The sequence below is a fragment of the Rhizorhabdus argentea genome (assembly GCF_037861105.1).
Lineage (GTDB): Bacteria > Pseudomonadota > Alphaproteobacteria > Sphingomonadales > Sphingomonadaceae > Rhizorhabdus > Rhizorhabdus argentea.
Genome location: NZ_JBANFK010000015.1, coordinates 43,459 through 66,958, shown reverse-complemented (window position 1 = coordinate 66,958; position 23,500 = coordinate 43,459). Strand labels below are relative to the sequence as shown.

At 64.3% G+C, this 23,500-nt stretch carries 22 protein-coding genes and 1 tRNA gene; 5 read left to right on the top strand and 18 right to left on the bottom strand.

The window, feature by feature from the left end; genetic code table 11:
- Positions 1-231: 231 nt before the first annotated feature.
- The 5 genes from AAC645_RS14120 to AAC645_RS14100 form a co-directional block, all read right to left on the bottom strand.
- On the bottom strand, positions 232-1,236 hold the full coding sequence (locus tag AAC645_RS14120; protein ID WP_340316901.1) for a right-handed parallel beta-helix repeat-containing protein: 1,005 nt from the start codon (positions 1,234-1,236) through the stop codon (positions 232-234).
- A 145-nt stretch (positions 1,237-1,381) separates the two neighbouring features.
- Positions 1,382-3,997: a methionine synthase gene (gene metH, locus AAC645_RS14115; protein ID WP_340316899.1), complete on the bottom strand. Its 2,616-nt coding sequence runs from the start codon at positions 3,995-3,997 to the stop codon at positions 1,382-1,384.
- 103 nt (positions 3,998-4,100) lie between these two features.
- Positions 4,101-5,156: a homocysteine S-methyltransferase family protein gene (locus AAC645_RS14110; protein WP_340316897.1), complete on the bottom strand. Its 1,056-nt coding sequence runs from the start codon at positions 5,154-5,156 to the stop codon at positions 4,101-4,103.
- A gap of 18 nt (positions 5,157-5,174) precedes the next feature.
- Positions 5,175-6,119: a methylenetetrahydrofolate reductase [NAD(P)H] gene (metF, locus tag AAC645_RS14105; protein ID WP_340316895.1), complete on the bottom strand. Its 945-nt coding sequence runs from the start codon at positions 6,117-6,119 to the stop codon at positions 5,175-5,177.
- Complete coding sequence (locus AAC645_RS14100) at positions 6,116-7,087, bottom strand: ArsR/SmtB family transcription factor (RefSeq protein ID WP_340316893.1); 972 nt, start codon at positions 7,085-7,087, stop codon at positions 6,116-6,118. The genes metF and AAC645_RS14100 overlap by 4 nt, the downstream gene beginning before the upstream one ends.
- Before the next feature lie 137 nt (positions 7,088-7,224).
- Here AAC645_RS14100 and AAC645_RS14095 point away from each other — a divergent pair, with 137 nt between their 5' ends.
- Positions 7,225-8,142, top strand: a complete 918-nt coding sequence (locus tag AAC645_RS14095) for an MlaA family lipoprotein (protein WP_340316891.1) — start codon at positions 7,225-7,227, stop codon at positions 8,140-8,142.
- 139 nt (positions 8,143-8,281) lie between these two features.
- Positions 8,282-8,476: a hypothetical protein gene (locus tag AAC645_RS14090; RefSeq protein ID WP_340316887.1), complete on the top strand. Its 195-nt coding sequence runs from the start codon at positions 8,282-8,284 to the stop codon at positions 8,474-8,476.
- A 97-nt stretch (positions 8,477-8,573) separates the two neighbouring features.
- Here AAC645_RS14090 and AAC645_RS14085 read toward each other — a convergent pair whose 3' ends face one another.
- The 6 genes from AAC645_RS14085 to AAC645_RS14060 all read right to left on the bottom strand — a co-directional run bounded on the left by AAC645_RS14085 (position 8,574) and on the right by AAC645_RS14060 (position 14,373).
- The gene (locus tag AAC645_RS14085) at positions 8,574-9,353 is read right to left on the bottom strand and encodes an acid phosphatase (protein WP_340316886.1); all 780 of its coding nucleotides are present in this window, start codon (positions 9,351-9,353) and stop codon (positions 8,574-8,576) included.
- Between the two features lie 49 nt (positions 9,354-9,402).
- Positions 9,403-10,188 carry a CpsD/CapB family tyrosine-protein kinase gene (locus AAC645_RS14080; protein WP_340316884.1) on the bottom strand — a complete coding sequence of 262 codons (786 nt, stop codon included), beginning with the start codon at positions 10,186-10,188 and terminating at the stop codon, positions 9,403-9,405.
- Positions 10,185-11,636: a lipopolysaccharide biosynthesis protein gene (locus tag AAC645_RS14075; protein ID WP_340316882.1), complete on the bottom strand. Its 1,452-nt coding sequence runs from the start codon at positions 11,634-11,636 to the stop codon at positions 10,185-10,187. The genes AAC645_RS14080 and AAC645_RS14075 overlap by 4 nt, the downstream gene beginning before the upstream one ends.
- On the bottom strand, positions 11,633-12,808 hold the full coding sequence (locus AAC645_RS14070; protein ID WP_340316880.1) for a hypothetical protein: 1,176 nt from the start codon (positions 12,806-12,808) through the stop codon (positions 11,633-11,635). The genes AAC645_RS14075 and AAC645_RS14070 overlap by 4 nt, the downstream gene beginning before the upstream one ends.
- Positions 12,805-13,422: a polysaccharide biosynthesis/export family protein gene (locus AAC645_RS14065; protein ID WP_340316879.1), complete on the bottom strand. Its 618-nt coding sequence runs from the start codon at positions 13,420-13,422 to the stop codon at positions 12,805-12,807. Before AAC645_RS14065 ends, AAC645_RS14070 begins: the two co-directional genes overlap by 4 nt.
- Before the next feature lie 672 nt (positions 13,423-14,094).
- Complete coding sequence (locus AAC645_RS14060; protein ID WP_340316878.1) at positions 14,095-14,373, bottom strand: integration host factor subunit beta; 279 nt, start codon at positions 14,371-14,373, stop codon at positions 14,095-14,097.
- A gap of 261 nt (positions 14,374-14,634) precedes the next feature.
- Between AAC645_RS14060 and AAC645_RS14055 the strand changes: the two genes are divergently transcribed.
- Positions 14,635-15,000 (top strand): c-type cytochrome, encoded by a 366-nt coding sequence (locus tag AAC645_RS14055; protein ID WP_340316876.1) that lies wholly within the window; start codon positions 14,635-14,637, stop codon positions 14,998-15,000.
- 82 nt (positions 15,001-15,082) lie between these two features.
- Here the strand turns inward: AAC645_RS14055 and AAC645_RS14050 are convergent, their stop codons facing one another.
- The gene (locus AAC645_RS14050; RefSeq protein ID WP_340316875.1) at positions 15,083-15,244 is read right to left on the bottom strand and encodes a hypothetical protein; all 162 of its coding nucleotides are present in this window, start codon (positions 15,242-15,244) and stop codon (positions 15,083-15,085) included.
- A 717-nt stretch (positions 15,245-15,961) separates the two neighbouring features.
- A tRNA-Tyr gene (locus AAC645_RS14045) sits at positions 15,962-16,047 on the bottom strand.
- A 125-nt stretch (positions 16,048-16,172) separates the two neighbouring features.
- On the opposite strand from AAC645_RS14045, the gene rlmB reads away from it, so the two are divergent.
- A complete protein-coding gene (gene rlmB, locus AAC645_RS14040) occupies positions 16,173-16,916 on the top strand; it encodes a 23S rRNA (guanosine(2251)-2'-O)-methyltransferase RlmB (RefSeq protein WP_340316874.1) in 744 nt (247 codons plus the stop codon).
- A 303-nt stretch (positions 16,917-17,219) separates the two neighbouring features.
- On the opposite strand, the gene AAC645_RS14035 is transcribed toward rlmB, so the two are convergent.
- Entirely contained in the window at positions 17,220-17,537 is a 318-nt protein-coding gene (locus tag AAC645_RS14035; protein WP_340316872.1) for a 2Fe-2S iron-sulfur cluster-binding protein, read from the bottom strand.
- A gap of 80 nt (positions 17,538-17,617) precedes the next feature.
- Between AAC645_RS14035 and AAC645_RS14030 the strand changes: the two genes are divergently transcribed.
- Complete coding sequence (locus tag AAC645_RS14030) at positions 17,618-18,271, top strand: DNA-3-methyladenine glycosylase family protein (RefSeq protein ID WP_340316871.1); 654 nt, start codon at positions 17,618-17,620, stop codon at positions 18,269-18,271.
- A gap of 16 nt (positions 18,272-18,287) precedes the next feature.
- Here AAC645_RS14030 and AAC645_RS14025 read toward each other — a convergent pair whose 3' ends face one another.
- From AAC645_RS14025 to AAC645_RS14010, 4 genes are all read right to left on the bottom strand, one after another.
- Entirely contained in the window at positions 18,288-19,433 is a 1,146-nt protein-coding gene (locus AAC645_RS14025; protein WP_340316870.1) for an acyltransferase family protein, read from the bottom strand.
- A 22-nt stretch (positions 19,434-19,455) separates the two neighbouring features.
- Positions 19,456-21,831, bottom strand: a complete 2,376-nt coding sequence (pheT, locus tag AAC645_RS14020; protein WP_340316868.1) for a phenylalanine--tRNA ligase subunit beta — start codon at positions 21,829-21,831, stop codon at positions 19,456-19,458.
- Positions 21,828-22,910: a phenylalanine--tRNA ligase subunit alpha gene (gene pheS / locus AAC645_RS14015; RefSeq protein WP_422785838.1), complete on the bottom strand. Its 1,083-nt coding sequence runs from the start codon at positions 22,908-22,910 to the stop codon at positions 21,828-21,830. The genes pheT and pheS overlap by 4 nt, the downstream gene beginning before the upstream one ends.
- 120 nt (positions 22,911-23,030) lie before the next feature.
- Positions 23,031-23,342, bottom strand: coding sequence for a GIY-YIG nuclease family protein (locus tag AAC645_RS14010; protein WP_340316865.1), 312 nt, complete (start codon positions 23,340-23,342; stop codon positions 23,031-23,033).
- Positions 23,343-23,500 lie beyond the last annotated feature (158 nt).

Sequence of the window (23,500 nt, the reverse complement as noted above, 5' to 3'; positions counted from 1 at the left end):
CTTAGTGTACGAGAACCACGGCGACTGCGAGCGCCTGCACTGCAACTGCGAAGAACGCCGTGGCTGCACCTTCGAAATATGTCATGTTCTTGCTCCTGCTTGGGATTGCCCGTCCCCGCACATTCGTTGTGCGATGCAGCACAAATAGGAAGGGGCTCATCTCAACGCAATTTCAAAACGAGCCGCCGCGGATGCATTTTATGCAACGACGTGCATATTTTGCATTCGTGCTCAGTCGATCAGCCGATCCCGCAGCCGCCCGGCATAATAGCGCAGCCGCGCTCGCGCCTTGTCGACGAAGGTCGGATTCTCGGGCTGGACCCGCATCAGGACCTGCAGTTGGGGCCCTGTTCCATTTCGCTCGACCCGCTTGGCCGACCCGCTCCAGTCGGCAATCAGCACGCTTGGCCATGCGGCCCCACGCACCTGATCGGCCAGATTATCGGCGATCAGCAGGTTCACCGAGCTGTTGCGCTGCGCCTCGGCCGCGACCGCGATGAACGCTGAGTGATTTTCCTTGTCGGCACCCTGGACGAACAGGTTGCGTTCGATACGCCCGGTTGCGCCCTCGGGCAGGTCGATCATGTAATTGGTGGCGCGGCCCGCACTGTCGTCGAAGCTGCAATCGCTGACCACGATGCGGCCGGCGCGGCTCTTCACATAATGGCCGCCCCGTCCCTTTTCGAATCGGCTGCGCCGCACCGTCACCGTGCGAAAGGCGCTCGCGTAGATCGAATGCGCACAGGCGAGCCCCCGGTCGCAACGGCCAAGACCGGAGAAGGTCGACCGATCGATGCTGATGTCCGACGAGGGATCGTCGCCGCCACCCAATATGCCTTCTTCCGAGTTGCGGAAGATGCTGCGCGTGACGGCCAGCGGCCCTTTTTCGATGCGGATGCCGGCGCCGTTGCCATCGGGGACGCGCAGATTTTCGAAGATGAGCCCATCGACGCTCGCCCCACGCCCGCGCAGCACCAGCACGGCCTTGCCCTCGCAGATGCCGCCGTCGAAGATCACCGTCAGCGGACGCGCCGCGCGGTAGGCGATGCGGCCAGCGGTCTGCACCGCGCAGTCCTTGTAGCGGCCTGGCGCGATCAGGATCGAGCCGTTGCCGTCTCCGATGGCGAGGACGGCTCCGGCGAGGGTGGGGTAGGATCTGCCGGATTGCTCAACAGTGAAGGGCGCCGCCGAAAGCGGGGCTGCGGCAAACGCGACGAGAAAGATCAGACGCCACATGAACCTAATCCGTCACGCCGGCGGAGGCCGGGGTCTCAGGCGGCAAGGGCGCCGCTCATCCTCACGAGATTCCGGCCTCCGCCGAAATGACGGTTGTGCGAACAGCCCGCTTCCGCTGCCATAACATGATGAGATGAGAATGGGGTTAATCCAGATTCGGCCGCAGCCAGCGCTCCGCCGTCTCCCGGTCCACGCCGCGCCGGCCCACATAATCCTCGAGCTGGTCCCGCCCGATCCGCGCGACGCCGAAATAAGCCGCCTCGGGATGGCCGAAGTAGAATCCTGACACCGCGGCTGTCGGCAACATCGCGAAGCTTTCGGTCAAGGTGATGCCGGTAAGCTCGGCAGCGTTGAGCATGTCGAACAGGATCGGTTTATGGCTGTGGTCCGGGCAGGCCGGATAACCCGGGGCAGGACGGATGCCGCGATATTGCTCTCGGATCAGCGCTTCATTGGTGAGTTGCTCACCCTCGGCATAACCCCACAGGTCGGTGCGGACATGCAGATGGAGCCGCTCGGCGAATGCCTCCGCAAGGCGATCGGCGAGCGCTTTCAGCAGAATGTCGCGATAATCGTCATGATCCGCCCTGAATCGGGCGCTGTGCGGGTCGATGCCGTGGATGCTGACCGCGAAGCCGCCCAGCCAGTCATTCTCGAGATCGACGAAATCGGCCAGGCACATATTTGCGCGGCCCTCGCGCTTCTTGATCTGCTGGCGCAGGAAGGGCAGGCGGACCCACGCCTCGCCCGACTGGACCAGGACATCGTCCCCTTCGCTCCGCGCCGGCCACAGCGCAGCGATGCCCTTCGCCGTCAGCCATTTCTCGGCGATGATCGTATCGAGCATCGCCTGCGCATCGGCGAACAGGCTTCGCGCACTTTCGCCGACGATAGCGTCGTCGAGGATCGCAGGGTAGTTGCCCGCCAGTTCCCAAGCGCGGAAGAACGGCGTCCAGTCGATATAATCGCGCAGATCCTCGATCGGCCAGTCGGCGAAGGCATGCGTCCCGGGCTGCTTCGGCGCCTCGGGCTTCAGCGCGAAATCGGCGACGAAGGCGTTGGCGCGAGCCTCGGCCAAGGTCGCGAGCTCATTCTGCCCCCTGCCCTCGCGCGCCTTGCGCACCGCGTCATAATCCGCCGCGGTCTTCGCAACAAAGTCGTCGCGCTGGGTATCGGACAACAGCGTGGAGGCGACACCCACGGCGCGGCTGGCGTCGAGGACATGCACTACCGGCCCCGCATAGGCGGGCGCGATCCGCAACGCCGTGTGGACCTTCGAGGTCGTAGCGCCGCCGATCAGCAGGGGCATCGTCATGTTGGTCCGCTGCATCTCGGCGGCCACGGTCACCATCTCGTCGAGCGATGGCGTGATCAGACCCGACAGCCCGATCATGTCGGCATCATTCTCGTTGGCGGCGGCCAGAATCGTCATCCACGGCACCATCACGCCAAGATCGATCACCTCATAGCCATTGCACTGAAGCACGACGCCGACGATGTTCTTGCCGATATCGTGCACGTCGCCCTTGACCGTCGCCATGATGATCCGGCCCTTCGGCCGGGAGCCCGCGACCTTCTGCGCCTCGATGAACGGCAGCAGATGCGCGACCGCCTTCTTCATCACCCGCGCCGACTTGACGACTTGCGGCAGGAACATCTTGCCCGATCCGAACAGGTCGCCGACCACGTTCATGCCGTCCATCAGCGGCCCTTCGATCACCTCGATCGGCCGATCGAACAACTGGCGCGCTTCCTCGGTGTCGTCGACGACATAGGCGTCGATGCCCTTCACCAGGGCATGTTCGAGCCGCTTGACGACATCCCAGCCGCGCCATTCCTCAGCCGCCTTTTCCGCCACCGCATCGGTGCCGCGATAGCGCTCGGCCAGCGTGATCAGCCGATCGGTCGCATCGTCGCGCCGATCCCAGATCACATCCTCGCAGGCTTCGCGCAGTTCCGGATCGATCGCGTCATAGACGTCGAGCTGACCGGCATTGACGATGCCCATGTCCATTCCGGCCTGGATCGCGTGGTACAGGAACACGCTGTGCATCGCGCGGCGCACCGGCTCGTTGCCGCGGAACGAGAAGCTCAGGTTCGAAACACCCCCCGAGATGTGGCAATGCGGGCAGCGCTTCTTGATCTCGGCTGTCGCCTCGATGAAGTCGATCGCATAGCGGCGATGCTCGTCGATGCCAGTTGCCACCGCGAAGATGTTCGGATCGAAGATGATGTCCTCGGGCGCAAAGCCGTCGGCGACCAGCAGTTTGTAGGCGCGCTCGCAGATTGCGACCTTGCGCTCCTTCGTATCGGCCTGGCCCACCTCGTCGAACGCCATCACCACGACGGCAGCGCCATAGGCCCGACACTTGCGGGCATGGTGGAGAAAGGCTTCCTCGCCTTCCTTCATGCTGATCGAATTGACGATCGGCTTGCCCGAGACGCATTTCAGCCCCGCTTCGATCACCGACCATTTCGAGCTGTCGACCATCACCGGGATGCGCGCGATATCGGGTTCGGCCGCCATCAGCTTGAGGAAGGTCGTCATCGCGAACTCGGCGTCGAGCAGGCCCTCGTCCATGTTGACGTCGATCACCTGTGCGCCGTTCTCGACCTGCTGCCGCGCGACCTCGACCGCCTTGGTGTAGTCGCCGCCCATGATGAGCTTCTTGAACGCCGCCGATCCGGTGACGTTGGTGCGCTCGCCGATATTCACGAACTGGGCGGTGGAGGGGGGTGTGTCGTCGGGGGCAGTTGCCATGTTCACTCTCTTCTCTGTCATCCCCGCGGAGGCGGGGATCCATATTCTCAGGCGTTGGAGGTTATGGATCCCCGCCTTCGCGGGGATGACGCATTGTCTTGTGTCAGGCCGCAATGATCATCGGATCGAGACCGGCCAACCGGGTGCGGTGATCATGCGCATGCGGAACCCGCGCCGGCTTGCCCGCCACAGCATCCGCCATCGCGGCGATATGCGCCGGCGTCGAGCCGCAGCAGCCCCCGACAACGTTGACCAGCGCCTGATCAGCCCACTGGCGGATGAAGCCGCCGGTGGTATGCGGATCCTCGTCATATTGGCCGAGATCGTTGGGGAGGCCGGCATTGGGATAGATCATCACCAGCACGTCGGCGATGCCCGACAGCACCTGGACATGCGGGCGCAGCAGATCGGCGCCAAAGGCGCAGTTGAGCCCCACCGTCAACGGATGAGCATGGCGAATCGCGTGCCAGAAGGCCTCGACTGAATGGCCCGAAAGGTTGCGGCCCGACATGTCGGTGATCGTCATCGAGATCATCATCGGGATCTCGGCGCCCCGCTTGGCCTGCTCGTCGAGCACCGCCATGATCGCCGCCTTGGCGTTGAGCGTGTCGAAGATCGTCTCGATCAGGATGAAGTCGCAACCGCCGTCGAGCAACGCCGCCGTCTGGTCCTGATAGACGTCGCGCATCGTGTCGAAGTCGACCGCGCGATAACCGGGATCGTTGACGTCGGGCGACAGCGACAGCGTTTTGTTGGTCGGCCCGATCGCACCCGCGACGAAGCGCGGGCGGCCATCCCTTGCCTGATAATCGTCGGCCGCCTTTCGCGCGATCCGGGCGGCGGCCAGGTTCATGTCGCGGACCAGATGCACCGCATCATAATCGCCCTGGCTGATGATGTTGGCGTTGAAGGTGTTGGTCGAGACGATGTCCGATCCGGCATCGAGATATTGGCGGGTGATCGCATCGATCACGTCGGGCCGGGTCAGCACCAGCAGGTCGTTGTTGCCCTTCTGGTCGGAGGGCAGATCATAGCTCCCCCGATAATCGGCCTCCTGCAGCTTGTAGCTCTGGATCATGGTTCCGAATGCACCATCGGTGATCAGGACGCGCTGCCTGGCCTGCTCGCGGAAACGAATGGCGGCTTCAGATTTGATCATGGGAAAACCTTCCGGGTATCACGCCGCCACCTCGAGCTGCTTCGCACCAGCCCTCAGGCCGAGCAGGTGGCAGATCGCGAAGGACAATTCGGCGCGATTGAGCGTGTAGAAATGGAACTGGCGCACCCCGCCTGCATAGAGGCGGCGGCACATCTCGGCAGCGATCGTGGCGGCCACCAGCTGGCGCGACGCGGGGTGATCGTCCAGACCCTCGAACAGCCGGTCCATCCATGCCGGGATGGCGGCGCCGCACAGCCCGGCGAATTTGCGCGTCTGAGCGACGTTCGACACCGGCAGGATGCCGGGCACGATCTCGCCATGGATGCCGGCGGCGCGAGCGCGGTCGCAGAAATGGAAATAGGCTTCGGGAGAGAAGAAGAACTGGCTGATCGCGCGCGATGCGCCCGCATCGAACTTGGCCTTCAGATTGGCGATATCGCTCTCGGCACTTTCCGCCTCGGGATGGCATTCGGGATAGGCCGCTACCGAAATCTCGAACGGATGGATTGCCTTCAGACCCGCCACCAATTCGGCAGCGTTGCGATAGCCCTGCGGATGAGGCGTGAACTTCGCGCCTTCGGTCGGCGGGTCGCCGCGCAGCGCGACGATATGGCGCACCCCGGCCGTCCAATATTCGCGGGCGATCTCCTCGATCTCAGCCTTGCTCGCCTCGACGCAGGTGAGGTGCGCGGCAGCGGGGATATCAGTCTCGCTCGCGATCCGCGCCACCGTCTGGTGGGTGCGCTCGCGGGTCGAACCGCCGGCGCCATAGGTTACCGAGACGAACCGCGGCTTCAGCGGCGCGAGCGTCTGGATCGCGTTCCATAGCGTCTCTTCCATCTTCTCGGTCTTGGGCGGGAAGAATTCGAACGAGACGGCGGCGTCGCCCGCCAAGTCCGCAAACAGCGGAGCATCGAGCGCGCGGCGGGCTTCTTCGAGCTGGGTGAGTGGTAGCGATGTCATGATACTGCCTTCAACTGGCTGCGCTGCCCGCGCAAGCCCAACCATAGTTTGACGGTCAGCGCATCGCCGACCAGCGCCTCGACCCGGTCGAGCCCCAGCCCCGCCGCCTGGAACCAGCCGCCGATCTGGTCGTCATCAAAGCCAAGGCGCACATGTGCGTCGCGGCTGCGCAGGTCCTCGCGCTCGTGGCTGGCAAAATCGACGATCAGCAGGCGGCCGCCCGGCGACAGCAGCCGCGCGCTCTCGGCTATCGCTGCGGCCGGGTGTTGGGCGAAATGGAGCACCTGGTGGAGTATTACGAGATCGGCCGAGCCATCGTCGAGCGGCAGCGCATACATGTCTCCCTGCCGCAGCTCGGCCTGGGCTAGGCCTGCTTCCGACAGCTTGACCCGAGCGAGGCGAAGCATCTCGGGGCTGCGATCGATTCCGAGCGCCGCCGAGGCCTGGCCGCCGACCAGCTCGATCATGCGGCCGGTGCCGGTGCCGATGTCCACCATCCTGCCGATCGGCGCGTCGGCCAGTGTATCGACGATGCGCTGCTCGACCGCGCTCTCGGGCACATGGAGGGAGCGGATCGCATCCCATTCCTCGGCATGTTCGGCAAAATATCGCGCCGCCGCGGCCGCGCGATCGGCCCGCACCGCGGCCAGCCGGGTGCGATCGGCGACGGCCCAGACATCGTCGGCATCGCGGTTCCAGTCATCGATCGCCGCGAACAGCGGAGTGACGCATGCTGCAGCGCCCAGACCCAGGAACACCCAGCTGCCTTCCCTGCGGCGCACGCACAGTCCGGCATCCGCGAGGATCTTCACATGGCGGGAAACGCGCGGCTGGCTCTGCGTCAGAACCTGCGCAAGCTCCCCGATCGACAGCTCCATGGCTCGCAGCAGATGAAAGATGCGCAAGCGGGTGGGATCGGCAAGCGCCCGGAAGATGGAGAGGGCATCGCACGTCATATATTCACACATAAAGAAATCTTTATATGTGGTCAAGACGCTTGCCGACGCCCGCGGTGGCAGGCATGCCGTTTCCCGCGCGGAACTACGCCACGCTTCGAGAGTATGACCGGCGGCGGAACGATCCGCCCGAAAAGGGGACTTCTACCATGCGAGCTTCGGTGAGGATGATCGGCGCTGTTGCCGTTGGCCTGACGCTTTCGGCCTGCGCGACGACCGGTACCGACCGGCTCGCCGAGAAGGATCCGCTGGAGGGGTTCAACCGCGGCGTATGGGCGGTCAATCGCGGCGCCGACAAGGTCGTCGTCAAGCCCGTCACCCAGGTCTACCGCGCCGTCACTCCGAAGCCTGCGCGCGACGGCGTGCGCAACTTCTTCGCCAATGTGGCCGAACCCTTCTCGTTCATCAACAATGTCCTGCAGGGCAAACCCGACCGCGCCGTGCGCAATCTCGGCCGCTTTCTCGTCAACACCACGGCCGGGATCGGCGGCTTGTTCGATCACGCATCGCACATGGGAATAAAGCCGGCACCGGAGGACTTCGGCCAGACACTCGCCATCTGGGGCGCCAATGGCGGTCCCTATCTCATGCTTCCGCTGTTCGGCCCGTCGACGTTACGCGATGGGGTGGGGACCGGCGTCGCTCAGTTCACCGACCCCTACCGCGTCTGCCTGAGCGAGTGCGGCCTGCCGCACGGGGTACCGCTGGCCGTGACTGCAGCTCAGATCATCAGCGTACGCGACGGGCTGATCGAGACCGGCGCGGACAGCTTCCTCGAATCCAGCCTCGACCCTTATGCCGCAGCGCGGTCGGCCTATCTGCAGCGTCGGCGGGCTGAAATCCTCAACCAGGAAGGCGACGATGCGGCCGCCGAGGCAGCGGCCGCAGCCGATGCCGAAGCGAATCCCGTCGGCGCCGAGGCGGGCTCAGCGGCCGACGCAGACGCCGGAATCCCCGATGCCGGCACGGTTGCTCCGGCCAATCCGGCAGCCCCTGCGACCCCATCCGAACCGGCGCCGAAACCAAGTGATCCGGCCACTTCCGGGCCTTCGAGGCAGCCGAATTAACTACCGGAACAAGAGACATTGCATCGCACTGCGCAAAACTGTAAGAAGTCCGAGCCTGTTTCGGGGGGAAACAAGCCTGAACGTGATTGGATCGTTCGAGCCACTCTCTTTTTTTAATTCACTTCCGGAGAATTCGATCATGAAGAAGATCGTTGCCCTTTCGCTTATCGCCGCCGCCTCGCTGTCGCTGGCTTCGTGCAAGAAGACCGAAACGACTGTCGAGAACAACACGACCGTCGTCGACAACACGGCCGACGCGGTGGTCGACACCAACGCTGCGATGGCTGATTCGAATGCGGTTGCTCCGGCGGACAACGCTTCGAACGCGATGTAATCGCGCTGGTAGCCGCTGCCTGACAGCAGCTGCCTGAGCAATAAGAAAGGCCGTGCCCTCGGGCGCGGCCTTTTTTTTGCCCGCAACGCCTTGGATGTCAGCGGAAAATCGGCTGACTGACCAACGCCTCTTCGGCCGAGCAACTCTGCGCCGAAGGGGCCGTGCCGGTCTTGCGAAGCGCCGCCAGCTCGGCGCGGGCCGCGACCATTGCCGTGGCATAGCCGGGTTCGGTGCGAACCACGGCCAGCGTTGCGCTTGCCACCATTCGGCCCGCATCAACCGCGCTCATGCTTGCCAGCCCGCAGACGATCCTGCTCTCCCCATAGGCGCGGGCGCGCGCCAGGATCGGTGCCGCGCGGTCGTCCACCGCCTCGCCCAGGATCAACCCCCACGTCCAGCCACGGGCCGCGAAATCGGACGGATAGCCATAATCCAGGCCCTGGGGCGGAGGCGTGCACGTCTCTCCCGAATCGAGCAGGAACGGAGGCTTCTTCTTATAGTAGCTTTTCAACTCGCTCGCCTCGCGCACCGCATCGCGCGATGCCTTCTCCAGCAGCGCCGCGGTCCTGGGCGCATTTTGCGGGGTGATGTCGACCCGCGCTGCGCAGGCGAAGCCATGCATCATCGATGCTGTGTCGGTTGCGATATCCGCGGTCGCCATGTCCCAGCGCGGACTGCCCTTCAGCGCCCGCGTCAGTTTGAATATCTCCTGATCGGCAACGCCCCTGGGCTCCTGCACGATCGGCGCAGGCGGCACCACGTCAATGAGGCTGAGAAAACCAGGCGCGAGAAACGCGGCACCATCGGGGACAGCGGCGATCGTGATGCCCGCGGTTCCGAGCAAAGCCGCAGCCAGCCCCTTGTGAAAGCTCTTCATCACCGCCCCCCTCGTTCAAGGAGCAGCTTTGCTCGCACCGCGCCTGCGGTCAATCGTCGTAATAGCCGCCGTAACGCTTGTTCTGCCCATAGCCATAGCCATAGTCGCCGCCCATCAGGCCGGCGTCATAGCGGTTGAGCACGGTGCCTATGCAGGGCGCCGGCGACAACAGGCGGAAGCTGTCGCGCACTTCCTTGCGGGTAGTGACGCCGTCCTCGACGATCATCAGATAGGCATCGATCTTCTGGCTGATCACGACTGCGTCGTCATTGGCGAAAACGGGCGGCAAGTCGCATAGACACAGCGTGTTTTCCGGCAGTTGGCGCATCGCCGCGATGAGCGCATCCATCCGCGTCGACGAAACCAGCTCGTCCGACGCCGCGCCGTTCGGAAAGCTCGGAAAGATGGTCAGATGCTCGTTGGAGATCGTCTTCGCCACCTCGCGCAGATCGGTGATGGTGCCGTCAAGGAAATGCGACAGCCCGACCTCGCCGCTCAACCTGAAGTTGCGGGCGATCGTCGAGCGCCGCAGATCGAAATCGAACAGATAGGTGTGGAGCTCCGGCGTCCGCGCCAATGCGGCTGCCAGATTCGACGCGACGAAGCTCTTGCCCACCTTCGGCGTCGGCGATGTCACGCCGATGATCTTCCAGCCGCGTGCGCGCGCGATTCGCAGCACCTGAGCCCGCAGCAGGGTGAACGGCCGTGAGCGGATATCCTTGCTGTCGAAGCCGTATATACCGGTCTCGCGCAGCTTCTCGAAGCCGGTGGCGCGATCGGCGTCACCAGGCACGGCAAAGGCGGGCGTGGCGCGCTGGGGAGGGTCGAAACTCATCCGTGTGCGGCCCTGCGCCAGCGGAACAGGTGCTTCTTCCTGCGCTTCGCCGCGCCACGCCGCTTCGCCTTCAGCGTCGGTATCACCACCAATGGGCCGACGCCGAGCATCGACTGGAGCGCCGCGACGCCACGGATCGGGCGCCGTATCATCTCGATCAGCAACGCCAGGCCAAGGCCGAGGGCGGCACCCACGGCCACCCCGCCGACGATCAGCAGGCCGCGGTTCGGCGAATTGGGCTCATCCGGCATCGTCGGCGGATCGACCAGTACCAGCCGCTCGCCGCGCTGTTCGGCATCCATCTTCTGCGCCGCTTCGGCGGCGAGCAGATTGCCCGAGATGCGGTCGTAGTTGGCGCGCAGGCCACCCGCCTTCGCTTCGAGTTGACGAATGCTCTCCTCGATCAGCGGAGCGCCGCTTTGCGCAGCCACCGTGGCGTTGGCGCGCGACATATCGACCGACTTGGCGCCAGACAGCGTTGCGATGGTGCGGGTGTTGGCGGCGATTTGCGCGCTGATCGCAGGATTGTTGCGCGGGCTACCATTGGCCTTTGCCGCGGCGCGCGCCTCGGTCAGCTTCTGCTGCGCCGCGATCACGTCGGGATGATTATCCGAATAGAGCGCCTTGGCCGACGCGAGTCCCGCCTCGGCCTGGATGACGCGATCATCGGCATTGGTGCTGTTGCTGTTCAGCTTGCCCTGCAGCTCGGTGTTCTCCCGCTGCAACTGAGCGATCTGGACATCATAGTTGGACGTCGACGGCAGGAAACCGCCGATCCGCGACAAGGCAAGCCCGTTGCGGCTCTTGATGTCCGCGAGCTTGCCCTCGACTTCGGCGATCTGCCCCTGGATCTCTGCGGCCTGGTCGCGCAGGAAGCCGACGGTCGCGTCGGCTTGCGCCGACAGTTGGGAACTGTCGAGCTTAAGCAACTTCTCGGTGAACTGCTGTGTCACCGCCTGTGCCTTGGCCGGATCCGAATAGGTGAAGGACACGGCAAAGGCGATCGTGCTCGAATCGCCGCGCCGTGCCGCCAGCTTGTCGATATCGGCGGTGACCGGCGTGATCGCCGTGGCCTTGCGCATTATCTCGATGATCGACGACAACGATTTCTTGCGCCGCTCGGACACGTAGAGATCATTGTTCTGGATCAGCTCGATCAGTCCGGGACGACTTAATATCTGCTGCTGGATCTTGGCGATGCGCTGATCGATCAGGTCGTTCACCGATGCGGCCGCGATCTGCTCCGGCAGTTCCTTCGACTCGACGACGACGGTGGCGGAGGACTGGTAATGCGCGGGCAGACCATAAGCGAGGCCAATCCCGGTCAGCGCGCCTACCCCGAACGGGATCAGGACGAACCAGCGCCGATGGTACAGGATCCGCGGCAGATAGCCGAGCAGGCCATCGGCCAGATCGCCTTCGGCCGACGGATCGACATGCTCGGTCATTGCGGCCGTGGTAGCGCCAGGATGGCGTAGAGATCGCCGCCATAGTCCGCCCTGATCTGGCGGCCGCCGAAGACGTCGCGGTAGCGGCCTTCGCTGCCCAGCTTGAGCCGTGGCGTCATCTGCCAGTCGAAGCCGCTGCGAAAGCTGACATATTCGCGGGTCGGGACAGTGCCGGCCTGCGATTTGCTGCGCGCGTAGCTGCCGTTTGCGGAGAAGCCGAGTTTCTCCGTGACCCGGCGATTATAGCTGATGCCGAGCTGCGTGCGCTCCACCGTGCCGCCGGCACCCGATCCGCTCACCGAGCGGTCGGCATAGAGGCAAAAATTGTCCTTCGGCCCTTTGTGACAGAGGTTCGCCGTGCCCGAGATGCCCTTGCTGCGCTTGTCCGGAACGAGCGGCAGCGTCAGGTCACTGAACGACATGCCGAGCGAGGCGTCGAAATGCCAGGTTGGGCTGAGTTCGGTCGAGAAGGTGACCGAAGGCTGCATGGTCATCGTGCTCAGGCCCGGCTGATCATAGTCGATGCGATAGACCGAGCCGCTGAGGCCGATCTTCGATCGCGGGCTGATCGCATGCTGCCACGCGACGCTCCCGCCGATATTGTCGGAATCGCCGCCAGCCGGACCGCTGCCGTAGCGAGTCGCCGTGACGCCGCCATTGGCGGAGAGCGTGTCCTTGGGACCGACCTGATATTCCCAGCCGCCGCTGGCGCCATAGGTGTCGGCGCGGCGCCGCAGGCCGATTAGATTGACGTCGGTATCGTCGATCGGCGCTCCGGTCACGGCATCGCCGTTCTGGCCGATCACCTCGCTGTCATAGCGCAACGCGCCGAACATGCTCAGCTTGGGCGTAACGCGCTGCTGGACCGCCAGCTCGCCGCCATATTGATTCGAATTGCCGTAGCGGCGCAGATATTCGGTGCGCTCATAATGGCCGGAAAGCTCGATCAGCCCCTTTTCGGTCCGCTTGCTGAGCTTCGGAGCGACCGTCGCCTCGACATAGCCGCTCGCCAGATCGCTGCCCGGCGACAGAAAGGGATTGATATCATAGCCGAGCCGAACGGTCGTATCGACCGACAGCTTCGCCGGAGCGGCGCCGGCCGGGGCGCCCATGGCCAGCGCCACGAGCGCGACAGCGCCCGAACCGGCGCACAACCTGAGACGCGCGCTCATGGCACGACCACCGTGTCGCCGCTTTGCAGTTCCACGATCGCCCCCTGGAGGTCCGCGCTTGAAGGCGAACCCTTCATGGCGCTGTCGAGCCTGACCTCGATCACCTGGATCTGCCCGCCATTCTTGCGGTAGATCTTGACCTTGCTGAGATCGGCGAACTCGGTCGGCCCGCCGGCGACGCTGATCGCCTCGAGCACGTTGACATAGTGACCGGGAGTGAAGGCACCGGGCGTCCGCACCTTGCCCGCCACCGAGAAGCTCAGGCCGCTGGGATTCTTGACCGACACGGTCACGCGCGGCACCGAGTTTCGATATTGATCGGAAAGCCCGGCAACGATGACGCCTTCGAGATCGGTGGGGAGCTTGTTGAGCGCATCGATGCGACCGACCAGCGGGAAAGACACGCTGCCATCGGGCAGCACCTTCAGCACGCGCTGGAGCCGCTCGTCGCCCCACACATATATTTCGATCTCGTCGCCTGGATTGATGCGATAGGGTTTTAACGGCAGCGCGGCGGGCGCGGCCGGCCCGACCACGGCCGCAGCCGGTGACGGGAGCAGCATAGCACCAGTCACGACTAGCAGCGCCGCCCCGATCGTCCCCCGTTTACGCATTACAACCCCATTGCCTCCGCATCAGACCGAACCCCCATCGGGCCGGCCGACGCGCTTCGGATCACGGCTCCTGTCGATCAATTGCAGTTCCGCTGCACAAGTGCCCCAAAAACGCGGCGCTTGAAACAGAAAAAGCCCGCACAATCGGGGACTTTGCAGAAGCTAACAATTGCCCCACGCAATCCCCGCAACCTCGCACCCGCACTAACGGCCAATGCTTAATATGCGATTGATGATCCGCGGACGCGGGAGTCCGGACGCCGTCCGGACAGAAGCTGGTGCGGGCGGGGGGACTCGAACCCCCACAGGTCTCGCGACCTTACGGATTTTCATACCACTTCGGCTTTCGCCGCCGGGCCGCGAAGGCCCGTTCGTGGTCTGGACTATCCCTTCGCCCTATCCGCTTGCGCAGACGTAGGCGCTGCCCGTCTAGTCTCTACACCTTCCGCCAGAGCCAAAACGCTCCGCCGGCTTGGCTCGGGATTACCAGGAACAGGCTTCCCCGAATTTGAGCAGTTCTGCATCGCCGATTTCCCGGCGAGCACTCGATCGATGGTTCAAGTCCGTTGCGTCTACCAATTTCGCCACGCCCGCAGCGTCGCACGCGGGTGAATAGCTACCCCCGCACGGACCGCCAAGCACGAATCGGTCTCGGCCGGATCAGGATCCGCTTCAGACGTTGAGGCGGAGCCGCATTTCCTTGCCGGGCTTGAAATAGGGCACGCGCTTGGCCGACACCGGCACCGTATCGCCAGTCCGGGGATTACGCCCCACCCTTGCCCCACGGCTGCGGGTGGAAAAGGCACCGAAGCCGCGCAATTCAACGCGCCCGCCTTCTGCCAGCCTTTTGCTGATCGCGTCGAAGAGAGTTGAAACGATCTTTTCAACTTCTTTCGGCGAAAGATCGGGATTGTCCTGCGATAGCAGTTGAACCAACTCGGACCTTATCACAAAGCCACTCCCCCTTGACGTGATAGCCGATCCGGTAGGTGCTTTTCCGGCACAATCGGCTCTAGCATCGACAGACTTGCCCCATTAAGCCCCGTCACATTTTCTATGTAACGATAAAAGCGCAGTTAAATCAATCGCAGTTAAGCAGGGCCTCATCGCGCAGTAATCGCCGCTGTTCAGCCTTGCGCCAGAGTCTGCGGCGCAATAGACGAATTCTTCGCTGGCCAAGCCCGAGCCTTCGCCGCCCTGAAAGGATCGCTGATGCTGCACCGCCTTGTTCTCTGCTCGATTGCCACCCTGTCGCTCGCCGCGCCCACGCTCGCCGCGCCGCTGCCCAAGCCCGCCGCGTTCGGGGTTTGCTCGGCCTGCCACAAGGTCGAGAAAGGCGCGCCCAATACTATCGGGCCGAACCTGTACGGTATCGGCAACACCGAGGCTGGCGAGGTGCCCGGCTTCGCCTTCTCGCCGGCGATGAAGAATTCGAAGGTGAAATGGACTCGCGCCAACCTGATGGCGTTCATCCAGGAGCCTCAAAAAACCGTGCCCGGCACCCGCATGCCGTTCGGCGGCCTCAAGAATCCCGCCTCGGCAGCAGCCATCGCCGATTATATCCTGTCGCTTAAATAAACTTGGCTAGACCGTGGGCCGGCGATCATACCGGTCGCTGGAACGCGCAACGGAGTGAGACCCCGCGTCAGCGGGTGCACGGCTATGCGGTCGCGACCTCGATGATCGCATACCAGAGACCGGCCGAGCTGACGAAAGCGAAACCGATCCCGAAGAAGTTGAAGTCGCTTAACTTCACCACATGATCGAGCCGAGTGCTCCAAAGGCGATGAGGCCCCTGTGCGGGCCGCGAAACGGCGTTCATGCATCTTCTCCAAACTCGAGAGACGGGGTAGTGCTCTTTCGAGGAAAGTCTATATAAATCGATGTTGCGGCGCAGTATAAATGCAACTCCTGCATGCTGCAGCGCATATAACTGTGATAAGCGCTGGAATTATCTATCGAATAGGCGGCGATAATCACCGCATTTACTCAAGGAAATTCCTCGTTAACCACATTATACGGCGGGCCTAATTTCCATATTCCGATCTATTGGTAAATTATCATGCAATAATTCTGCGACTCTTTCTCCCTGATATCTGGTTCTATACTAATGCAGCAAGAGCGCGTGTCGGACTTCGACTCACCGGAGCGACTGCAGACCAATCAAGCGGGCGGGTTATCGCTCCACACCGAATAGACGACTGCGGCGTTACCGGGATGATCGTTGCCGACGGCTCGGCTGCCACGCCGGCCCGTGCAAGGTCGACTGGTCGAATCGTTCGGGCAGGAGCATGGCCCGCGCAACTTTCCCGACCCGAGTCACGTAAATATCAGGGACGGGGGAGCAAGCTTATGCCATTTCTATGTGCCTGGGGTTTCCATCGCTGGCTAATGCGACCAGCCACGCTCAATCCTGAGCGGCTCGTGCATCGCTGCAAACGCTGCTACGGCGTCCGCATCAGCAAGCGCAGGTAGAGGCGGCTTGGACGGCGCCACGCCGGCAACCCAAGCCTTCGAGGACCGAAGCCGATCGACCGGATGGTGGAGGGGGCTGGATTCGAACCAGCGTACGCTTGCACGGGCAGATTTACAGTCTGCTGCCTTTAACCACTCGGCCACCCCTCCGGAGGCGCCAAAAGCGAGGCGGCTCAATGGCCAATCGGAACCGGCCTGTCAACGCCAACCCGCCCGAAAAAGATCGATGCGCGCGATGCTTGCCTAGCCGTGCGCCGGATCGCTAAGGCGGGTCTATGCGCAGAGGCCATCGTCCATCCCAATCCGTTCAAGGCCGCCCCCGTTTCTGGGGCCGCCATGCCGTCATCGCCGCATTGGCAAATCCGGCGCGCACCGTCCGCCGGATGTGGGGCACGCGCGAGGCGCTGTCCGCGCTCGATCTGCCGCCGGTGATCCCCGTGACCTATGCCGACGTCGCCGATCTTGGCCGGCTGGTGCCCCACGACGCACCCCATCAGGGATTGGTGATCGAGGTCGATCCCCTGCCTGACATCTGGCTGGGCGACTTGCTCGACGCCGCGCAAGGCAACAGGCGGCCGCTGGTAATCCTCGACCAGGTCACCGATCCCCATAATGTCGGAGCGGTTTTGCGATCGGCGGCGGCGTTCGACGCAATCGGCATCGTTACCCAGGATCGCAACGCTCCGCCCGAGTCAGGCGCGCTGGCTCGCTCCGCCTCGGGTGCGCTCGAACTCGTGCCCTGGGTGCGGGTCGTCAACCTGGCCCGCGCGCTCGACGAGATCGGCGAAGCCGGTTTCTGGCGGATCGGCCTGACCGGCCATGCCAAGGGCACCCTGGCCGAGGTGATGGGTGAGGCACGCATCGCGATCGTGCTCGGCGCCGAGGGCGAGGGCATGCGCCACAACACCGAGGCGCATTGCGACGAACTGGCGAAACTTCCGATCAGCGCACGCGTCGAGAGCCTGAACATCTCCAACGCCGCGGCAATCGCGCTCTACGCGATCACGACGCGGAGCTAACGCTCCGCTGGTTGTTTGTTTGGCCCTCAAACGCCGGGCGCAGAGCATCCGCCCTGCTTGGCTTCGCGCCAATAAGGCGCGGCGGCCGTTCGGCCTTGCGGAGCCCGGGTCGGGCTCCGGCGCTGGGCTTCGCGTCACGCTTGCCAGAGCCCGGCAACGCCAGCCCTGAGCGCAAGCGCTGCGTGCTTCGAAGAGGCAAGCGCGAACAGCGCGTCCGAGCGCCAGCGAGGAAGCCAAGCAGGGGCGGATGCCCTGCGACCGGCGTTTGAGGACCTATCAAAAAACCGAAGACTGGGCCTCTGCTCAGTCTTCCGGTGCGATCGTGACGATCATGCCATCCAGTTCGTCGGTCACCGCGATCTGGCACGACAGGCGCGAGCGCTCGTCGCGGTGATCGCTGCTGTCGAGCAGATCATTCTCGTCATCGGTCATCTCGGGCAGTAGGCCGCTGAACGCCGGGTCGACGAAAACGTGGCAAGTCGCGCACGAACAGCAACCGCCGCACAGCGCCAGCAACTCGTCGATGCCATTGTCGCGGATGACTTCCATCACGGACAGGCCAGCCTCGACTTCGAAGACCGATTCATCGCCCTCGCGCGTGACGACAACCAACTTGGGCATTAGCACTCCCCCGGCAATATGATGCGGATTTGGGGCGGCTATGTCGTGCGCCAGCCATGAAATCAAGTGCAGGAGCCGAAATGAGCCTTACCGCTGAACAATTGCGGCGCAGCCTGGATGCCCTGGCCAAGGTCGAGCGCGCCTTTGCCGCCCGGATCGAAGCGATCGGCTATCCCGAGCCGCGCATTCGCGCGCGCGGCTACCAGACGCTGCTGCGCACTATCGTCGGGCAGCAAGTGAGCGTTGCCGCGGCGTCCTCTATCTGGGCGAAGCTCGAAAGGCTGGTCGGTGCGGGGCTGGCGCCCGAAGCGGTGGCTGCGGCGCCGGACGATCTGCTACGGCAATGCGGCCTGTCGCGTCAGAAGGTCGGCTATGCCAGGAGCCTGGCCGAGCATGTCGCCAGCGGCGATATTGATTTCGACGCGCTTCCCGCCGACGACGAGGAAGCCATCGCCAGGATGACCGCGATCAAGGGGATCGGCCGCTGGTCGGCGGAAATCTACCTGCTCTTCGCCGAAGGACGGGGCGACATGTGGCCCGCGGGCGATCTCGTAGTCCGGATCGAGGTCGGCAACCTGCTCGGTCTCCCCGAGCGGCCCAGTGAACGCGAGACGCGCCGCCTGTCCCAACCCTGGAGCCCCCATCGAGGCGCCGCCACACTGTTTGCCTGGCATAGCTATGCTCGCCGCGCCGCGGCCAGCAAACCGGCCAAGGTTGAAAAAGCGCCGCTGTGACGCTGCGCCGTGCGCTTCAGGACGGCGCCCCGCCGCTGTCCCCCATCAGAGCGCCGCGTTGCGCCCGGAAGCGGTGCGCGAATCTCAACAGCGGCGCCTCCATCCAGCGGTAGCTGAGCGCGGCAGCGATAATGCCGAAACCCAGCGTCAACATGAAGAGCAGCAGATCGGATTCATCGCCGATGCCGCGGGCAACCTTCCAAGCTGCATGGTTCGCCCAGAGATGGTAGAGATAAAGGCCATAGCTGATGCTCCCGATCCGCGCCGCGGGGCGCCACTCGAGTAGCCGTACAACAGCGTCGGCGGGCCGCAAGACGATCGTCGCGATCAGCAGCGCCATCAGCAGTTGCGCGGCAAGACGCGGCCAGCCCCGCATGTCCGACGGTCCCCAGCCCGCCAGCAGGATCAACAGGGTGATGATAAGCCACGCTGTCGCCGAACTGTCCAATACGCGCCACATGATGCCGTGGCTGCGCGGCTGGTGCAGCAAACGCGCGGCGGCGATTCCAAGGCAGATCGGCATGTAGGTCGCGGCGACGATCTCGAAGGTGCGTGGCGGCGCGGGTAAAAGTCCCGCAAGCCAAGGATCCAACAGCCCAAAGTTGAGCGCCTGGTTCACAAGCATCGCCAGCGCGAGCAGCGGCCAGGCGAGTGCAGCGCCGAAGCTCTCGATCAGCGGCCAGATCAGATAGAATTGCTCCTCGGTCGCCAGCGACCAAAGGCCAGGCACGCCGGTGTTGCGAGATGCCCAGTTGGAATAATAAAGCGCGTTGGCGGGGAGCGAGCGGAAAAAAATATCTGCGCGGGCAGAGTTGGAATGGGCGGCATAATAGACTGTGAGCAGAGCCAAGAGCAGGTAGAGCGCAGGCATCAGCCGCAGACAGCGCCGCAGCCAGAAGCGGCCGAGCGCGATCGTGTTGGTCGCCTCCCGTTCACGGAGCAGCAGAGTCGCGATCAGGAAGCCGCTGAGCACGAAGAAGAGATCGACTCCGAGGAAGCCTCGCGCGGGCAGCTGCCACTCTCCATGGTGGCAATGATGCCACACGACCGCAACGACTGCGAGGCAGCGGATGCCGTTCAGCCCCGCAAAATGCGCGGTGTGACGGTAGTTTTCGTAGCTCCGCGCAGAGCGCGTGATCCGATCGTCCTCGCCCGTCGCCAAACTCGCCCCCAACTAACCGGCTTCAGCCCCTCAGCCGCGCGCCCAGCTTCGCTGCGGCGGCGACGATCTTCTCCGAGATCGCCTGCAACTCGGCATCCGTGAAGCTCTTCTCCGCCGGCTGCAGCACCACCTCGATCGCAACCGACTTCTCGCCCTCTGCCACGCCCGCACCCATGAAGATGTCGAACAGCCGGGCATCGACGATCGTCGCCTTGTCGGCTCCCCGCACCGCCCGGAGCAGCTCGTCGCCCGGTTTGTCGGCGGCGATCAGGAAGGCGAAGTCGCGACGCACTGCCTGCAATGCCGGCGGTGCATAGGCTTCGCGCATGTGATCGGCCGATGCGCGCTTCGTCGGGATCGCATCGAGAAAAATCTCCGCCGCGACCGCCGGCCCCTCCATGTCGAAGGCCCGCGCAATCGCCGGATGGAGTTCGCCGAACTCGGCGAGGACGGTCTTCGGCCCAAGCCGCAGCGTACCCGAGCGGCCGGGATGGTAGACGCCGGTCGACACCGTCTCGAACAGCTGGAGCCGGTCGACCGGCGCCCCCGCGGCGGCCAACAGGGCGACCGCCTCGGCCTTGGCGTCATAGGCGTCGAATGCCTGGGCACGGCCGGTCCGCCAGTCGCGCGGCACGCGGTCGCCCGACAACAGCAGGCCGAGTGTGACGCTTTCACGGTCGGCAAGATAACGGCGACCGATTTCGAACAGGCGGATGCTGTCAGCGCCGCGATCGACGTTGCGCCGTGCCGCCGCGATCAGGCCAGGCAGCAGCGACGGCCGCATGACCTTGAGGTCCTCGCTGATGGGGTTGGCCAGCGTCCAGCCGCCACCGCCGAACGGTGCGGCCTCGGATTCGCTGATGAAGCTCCACGTCACAGCCTCGTTCAGCCCCCGCGCTGCGGCTGCGCGGCGGGCGCGGCGCTCGATCATCTGCGCCTGGGTTGCAGTGGGGCGCGCGACACCATCGCCACGCGGCAGGGGCGTCGACGGGATATTGTCGATGCCGATGATACGGACGACTTCTTCGACAAGGTCGGCGGGCCCATCGATGTCGCGGCGCCAGCTCGGTACCGAGACGTTCCACACCGCGTCGATGCCGAACCCGAGCGAGGTGAGAATGGCGCGCTGCCGATCGGGCTCCACGACCAGGCCGGCGAGCTTGCTGGTCAGCGCCGGATCGTAGCGCAGCGCCTTGGTGCCCGAAGGCGGCTTGCCCGCCTCGATCGTCGCCGTTGCCGTGCCGCCGCAGATGTCGAGGACCAGCCTGGTCGCGATGGCGAGGCCGGCGCCCAGGAACTGCGGATCGACGCCGCGCTCGAAGCGGCTGCGCGCATCGGAGGTGAGGCCCAGCTTCTGGCCGGTCCGCGCGATCGCCTCCGGAGTGAAATAGGCGCACTCGATCAGCACGTCGGTGGTGGCGGCGGTCACGCCCGACCGCTCCCCGCCCATGATGCCGCCGATATCTTCGGCGCCCTGGGAATCGGCGATCACCGTCATCGTCTCGTCGAGGGCATAGCTCTTGCCGTTGAGCGCGAGCACTTCCTCGCCCGGCTTCGCCTTGCGCGCCACCAGGGGACCTTCGAGCTTCGCAAGGTCATAGACGTGCATCGGCCTGCCATGATCGAGCATCACATAATTGGTGATGTCCACCAGCGCCGAAATCGGCCGCTGGCCCACCGCGACGAGCCGCTTGCGCATCCACTCCGGGCTGTCGCCGTTGACCAGGCCCTTCACCACCCGGCCGAAGAAGGCGGGGCAGCCCTCGGGATCGTCGGTGCGAATCTCGATCGGACACTCGCCCTGGCGGGGGATGGTCGGCACGTTGAGCGACTTGAGCGTACCCAGCCCCGCCGCAGCAAGGTCGCGGGCGATGCCGCGCACACCCATGCAATCCTGCCGGTTGGGCGTGACCGCGACATCGATCACCGGATCGGCGAAACCGGCCCAATCCACATAGACCGCGCCGAGCGGCGCATCTGCGGGCAGCTCGATGATGCCGTCGTGCGACTCTCCCAATTCGAGTTCGCGCATCGAGCACATCATGCCCAGCGATTCGACACCGCGAATGGCCGCAACCTTCAGGGTGACGTCCAGCCCGGGAACATAGTCGCCCGGCCGGCCCAGCACGCCGACCAGCCCGGCCCGCGCGTTGGGCGCGCCGCAGACTATCTGCAGCGGTTCCCCCTCGCCCGCGTCGACCGACAGGACCTGGAGCTTGTCAGCCTGCGGATGCGGTGCGGCGCTCAGCACCCGCGCGATGCGGAACGCACCGAGCTTCTCGGTCGGATCCTCGACGCCTTCGACCTCAAGGCCGACCTTGGTCAGGCCTTCCAGGATCGCCGTCAGGCTCGCCTCGGTGTCGAGATGCTCCTTCAGCCAGGACAGGGTGAACTTCATGCGCCCACTCCCCCGCTCAACGTGGGTACGTCGAGGGCTGCGAAGCCATAATGGCGCAGCCAGCGCAGATCGCCGTCGAAGAAGGCGCGCAGGTCGTCCATGCCATATTTCAGCATCGCCAACCGATCGATGCCGCAGCCAAAGGCAAAGCCCTGCCACTCGTCGGGGTCGAGCCCGCAACTGGCGATCACCCGCGGATGCACCATCCCCGACCCCAATATCTCCATCCAGCCGCCGTTGCCGGCCGCCGGATCGCCGCCGATGACGCGCCGGCCCTTTTCCCACGTGAAGCCGACATCCACTTCAGCCGACGGCTCGGTGAACGGGAAGAAACTGGGACGTAACCGCAGCACGATGTCCTCGCGCTCGAAGAAGGCCTTCACGAAGGTCTCCAGCGTCCATTTGAGATGGCCCATATGGATGCCGCGATCGATCACCAGTCCTTCGACCTGGTGGAACATCGGGGTGTGGGTCGCATCCGAATCCGAGCGATAGGTGCGCCCCGGCGCGATGATCCGGATCGGCGGCTTTTGCTGCATCATCGTGCGGATCTGCACCGGCGAGGTGTGGGTACGCAGCAGCATCTTCTTTCCGTCCGCGCCGTCGGGGAAGTAGAAGGTGTCGTGCATCGCCCGCGCCGGATGGGTTTCCGGGATGTTGAGTGCGGTGAAATTGTGCCAGTCGTCCTCGATCTCGGGGCCGGTGGCCACCGCGAAACCCAGGTCGGCGAAGATCTCCGCGAGTTCGTCCATCACCTGCGCCACCGGGTGCACCGATCCAGGCGCGCCGGGGGAGACCGGCAGGCTCATGTCGAGCATCTCGGTCGCCAGCCGGGCATCGAGCGCCGCCGCTTCGAGCGCCGCCTTGCGATCGGCGATCGCCCCGGTCACCGCCTCGCGCAGCGCGTGGATCTTCGGTCCCTCGACCTGGCGCTGCTCGGGGGTCATGCCGCCCAGCGTCTTCAACAGCGCGGTGATGCTGCCCGACTTGCCGAGCGTCCGCACCCGAATAGCCTCCAGGTCGGCGAGCGACGCCGCCGATGCGATCTCCGAAAGCGCGTCTTGATTATCTGTCGTCACTTCAGCCCCATCATCATTCGTCATTCCCGCGAAAGCGGGAATCCATGGACGGCGGTGCGTCCGACGCTCAGCGTACCGTCACCGTGGATTCCCGCTTTCGCGGGAATGACGGGGGGAGTGTTATTCTCCCAACGGCGAAAAACTGAGCATCGTCGCCGCCAGATCCTCCCAATAGGGATTACGCGTCTCGATCAGCTCGATCTTCCACACCCTGTTCCACTTCTTGAGCTGCTTCTCACGTTCGATCGCGAAGACCATGTCGTCGAACAGCTCATAGTGAACGAGGCGCGAGACCCCGTAGCGGCTGGTGAAGCCTTTGATCAAGCTTTCCCGGTGCTGATGGATCCGCCCGGGCAAGTCGGATGTCACTCCGATGTAGAGCGTAGCATGCCGTCCACTCGCCAGGATGTAGACGGTTGGCAGCTTGCCCATTCTCCTGCCCTTCCATCGTCATCCTCGGGAACGCGGGGATCCATGGATACGGATCGCATAAGAACAATCGTCCCGCCGTCCATGGATTCCCGCCTGCGCGGGAATGACGATTAGAAGATTTGCGGGATACCAAAACAAAAAGGGCGCGGTAGCTTCAG

What these genes read in the sequence shown, in the direction of transcription:
- AAC645_RS14120 (WP_340316901.1), bottom strand. Translation starts at nt 1,236, where the DNA reads ATGTGGCGTCTGATCTTTCTCGTCGCGTTTGCCGCAGCCCCGCTTTCG.
- metH (WP_340316899.1), bottom strand. Translation starts at nt 3,997, where the DNA reads ATGGCAACTGCCCCCGACGACACACCCCCCTCCACCGCCCAGTTCGTG.
- AAC645_RS14110 (WP_340316897.1), bottom strand. Translation starts at nt 5,156, where the DNA reads ATGATCAAATCTGAAGCCGCCATTCGTTTCCGCGAGCAGGCCAGGCAG.
- metF (WP_340316895.1), bottom strand. Translation starts at nt 6,119, where the DNA reads ATGACATCGCTACCACTCACCCAGCTCGAAGAAGCCCGCCGCGCGCTC.
- AAC645_RS14100 (WP_340316893.1), bottom strand. Translation starts at nt 7,087, where the DNA reads ATGTGTGAATATATGACGTGCGATGCCCTCTCCATCTTCCGGGCGCTT.
- AAC645_RS14095 (WP_340316891.1), top strand. Translation starts at nt 7,225, where the DNA reads ATGCGAGCTTCGGTGAGGATGATCGGCGCTGTTGCCGTTGGCCTGACG.
- AAC645_RS14090 (WP_340316887.1), top strand. Translation starts at nt 8,282, where the DNA reads ATGAAGAAGATCGTTGCCCTTTCGCTTATCGCCGCCGCCTCGCTGTCG.
- AAC645_RS14085 (WP_340316886.1), bottom strand. Translation starts at nt 9,353, where the DNA reads ATGAAGAGCTTTCACAAGGGGCTGGCTGCGGCTTTGCTCGGAACCGCG.
- AAC645_RS14080 (WP_340316884.1), bottom strand. Translation starts at nt 10,188, where the DNA reads ATGAGTTTCGACCCTCCCCAGCGCGCCACGCCCGCCTTTGCCGTGCCT.
- AAC645_RS14075 (WP_340316882.1), bottom strand. Translation starts at nt 11,636, where the DNA reads ATGACCGAGCATGTCGATCCGTCGGCCGAAGGCGATCTGGCCGATGGC.
- AAC645_RS14070 (WP_340316880.1), bottom strand. Translation starts at nt 12,808, where the DNA reads ATGAGCGCGCGTCTCAGGTTGTGCGCCGGTTCGGGCGCTGTCGCGCTC.
- AAC645_RS14065 (WP_340316879.1), bottom strand. Translation starts at nt 13,422, where the DNA reads ATGCGTAAACGGGGGACGATCGGGGCGGCGCTGCTAGTCGTGACTGGT.
- AAC645_RS14055 (WP_340316876.1), top strand. Translation starts at nt 14,635, where the DNA reads ATGCTGCACCGCCTTGTTCTCTGCTCGATTGCCACCCTGTCGCTCGCC.
- AAC645_RS14050 (WP_340316875.1), bottom strand. Translation starts at nt 15,244, where the DNA reads ATGAACGCCGTTTCGCGGCCCGCACAGGGGCCTCATCGCCTTTGGAGC.
- rlmB (WP_340316874.1), top strand. Translation starts at nt 16,173, where the DNA reads ATGCGCAGAGGCCATCGTCCATCCCAATCCGTTCAAGGCCGCCCCCGT.
- AAC645_RS14035 (WP_340316872.1), bottom strand. Translation starts at nt 17,537, where the DNA reads ATGCCCAAGTTGGTTGTCGTCACGCGCGAGGGCGATGAATCGGTCTTC.
- AAC645_RS14030 (WP_340316871.1), top strand. Translation starts at nt 17,618, where the DNA reads ATGAGCCTTACCGCTGAACAATTGCGGCGCAGCCTGGATGCCCTGGCC.
- pheT (WP_340316868.1), bottom strand. Translation starts at nt 21,831, where the DNA reads ATGAAGTTCACCCTGTCCTGGCTGAAGGAGCATCTCGACACCGAGGCG.
- AAC645_RS14010 (WP_340316865.1), bottom strand. Translation starts at nt 23,342, where the DNA reads ATGGGCAAGCTGCCAACCGTCTACATCCTGGCGAGTGGACGGCATGCT.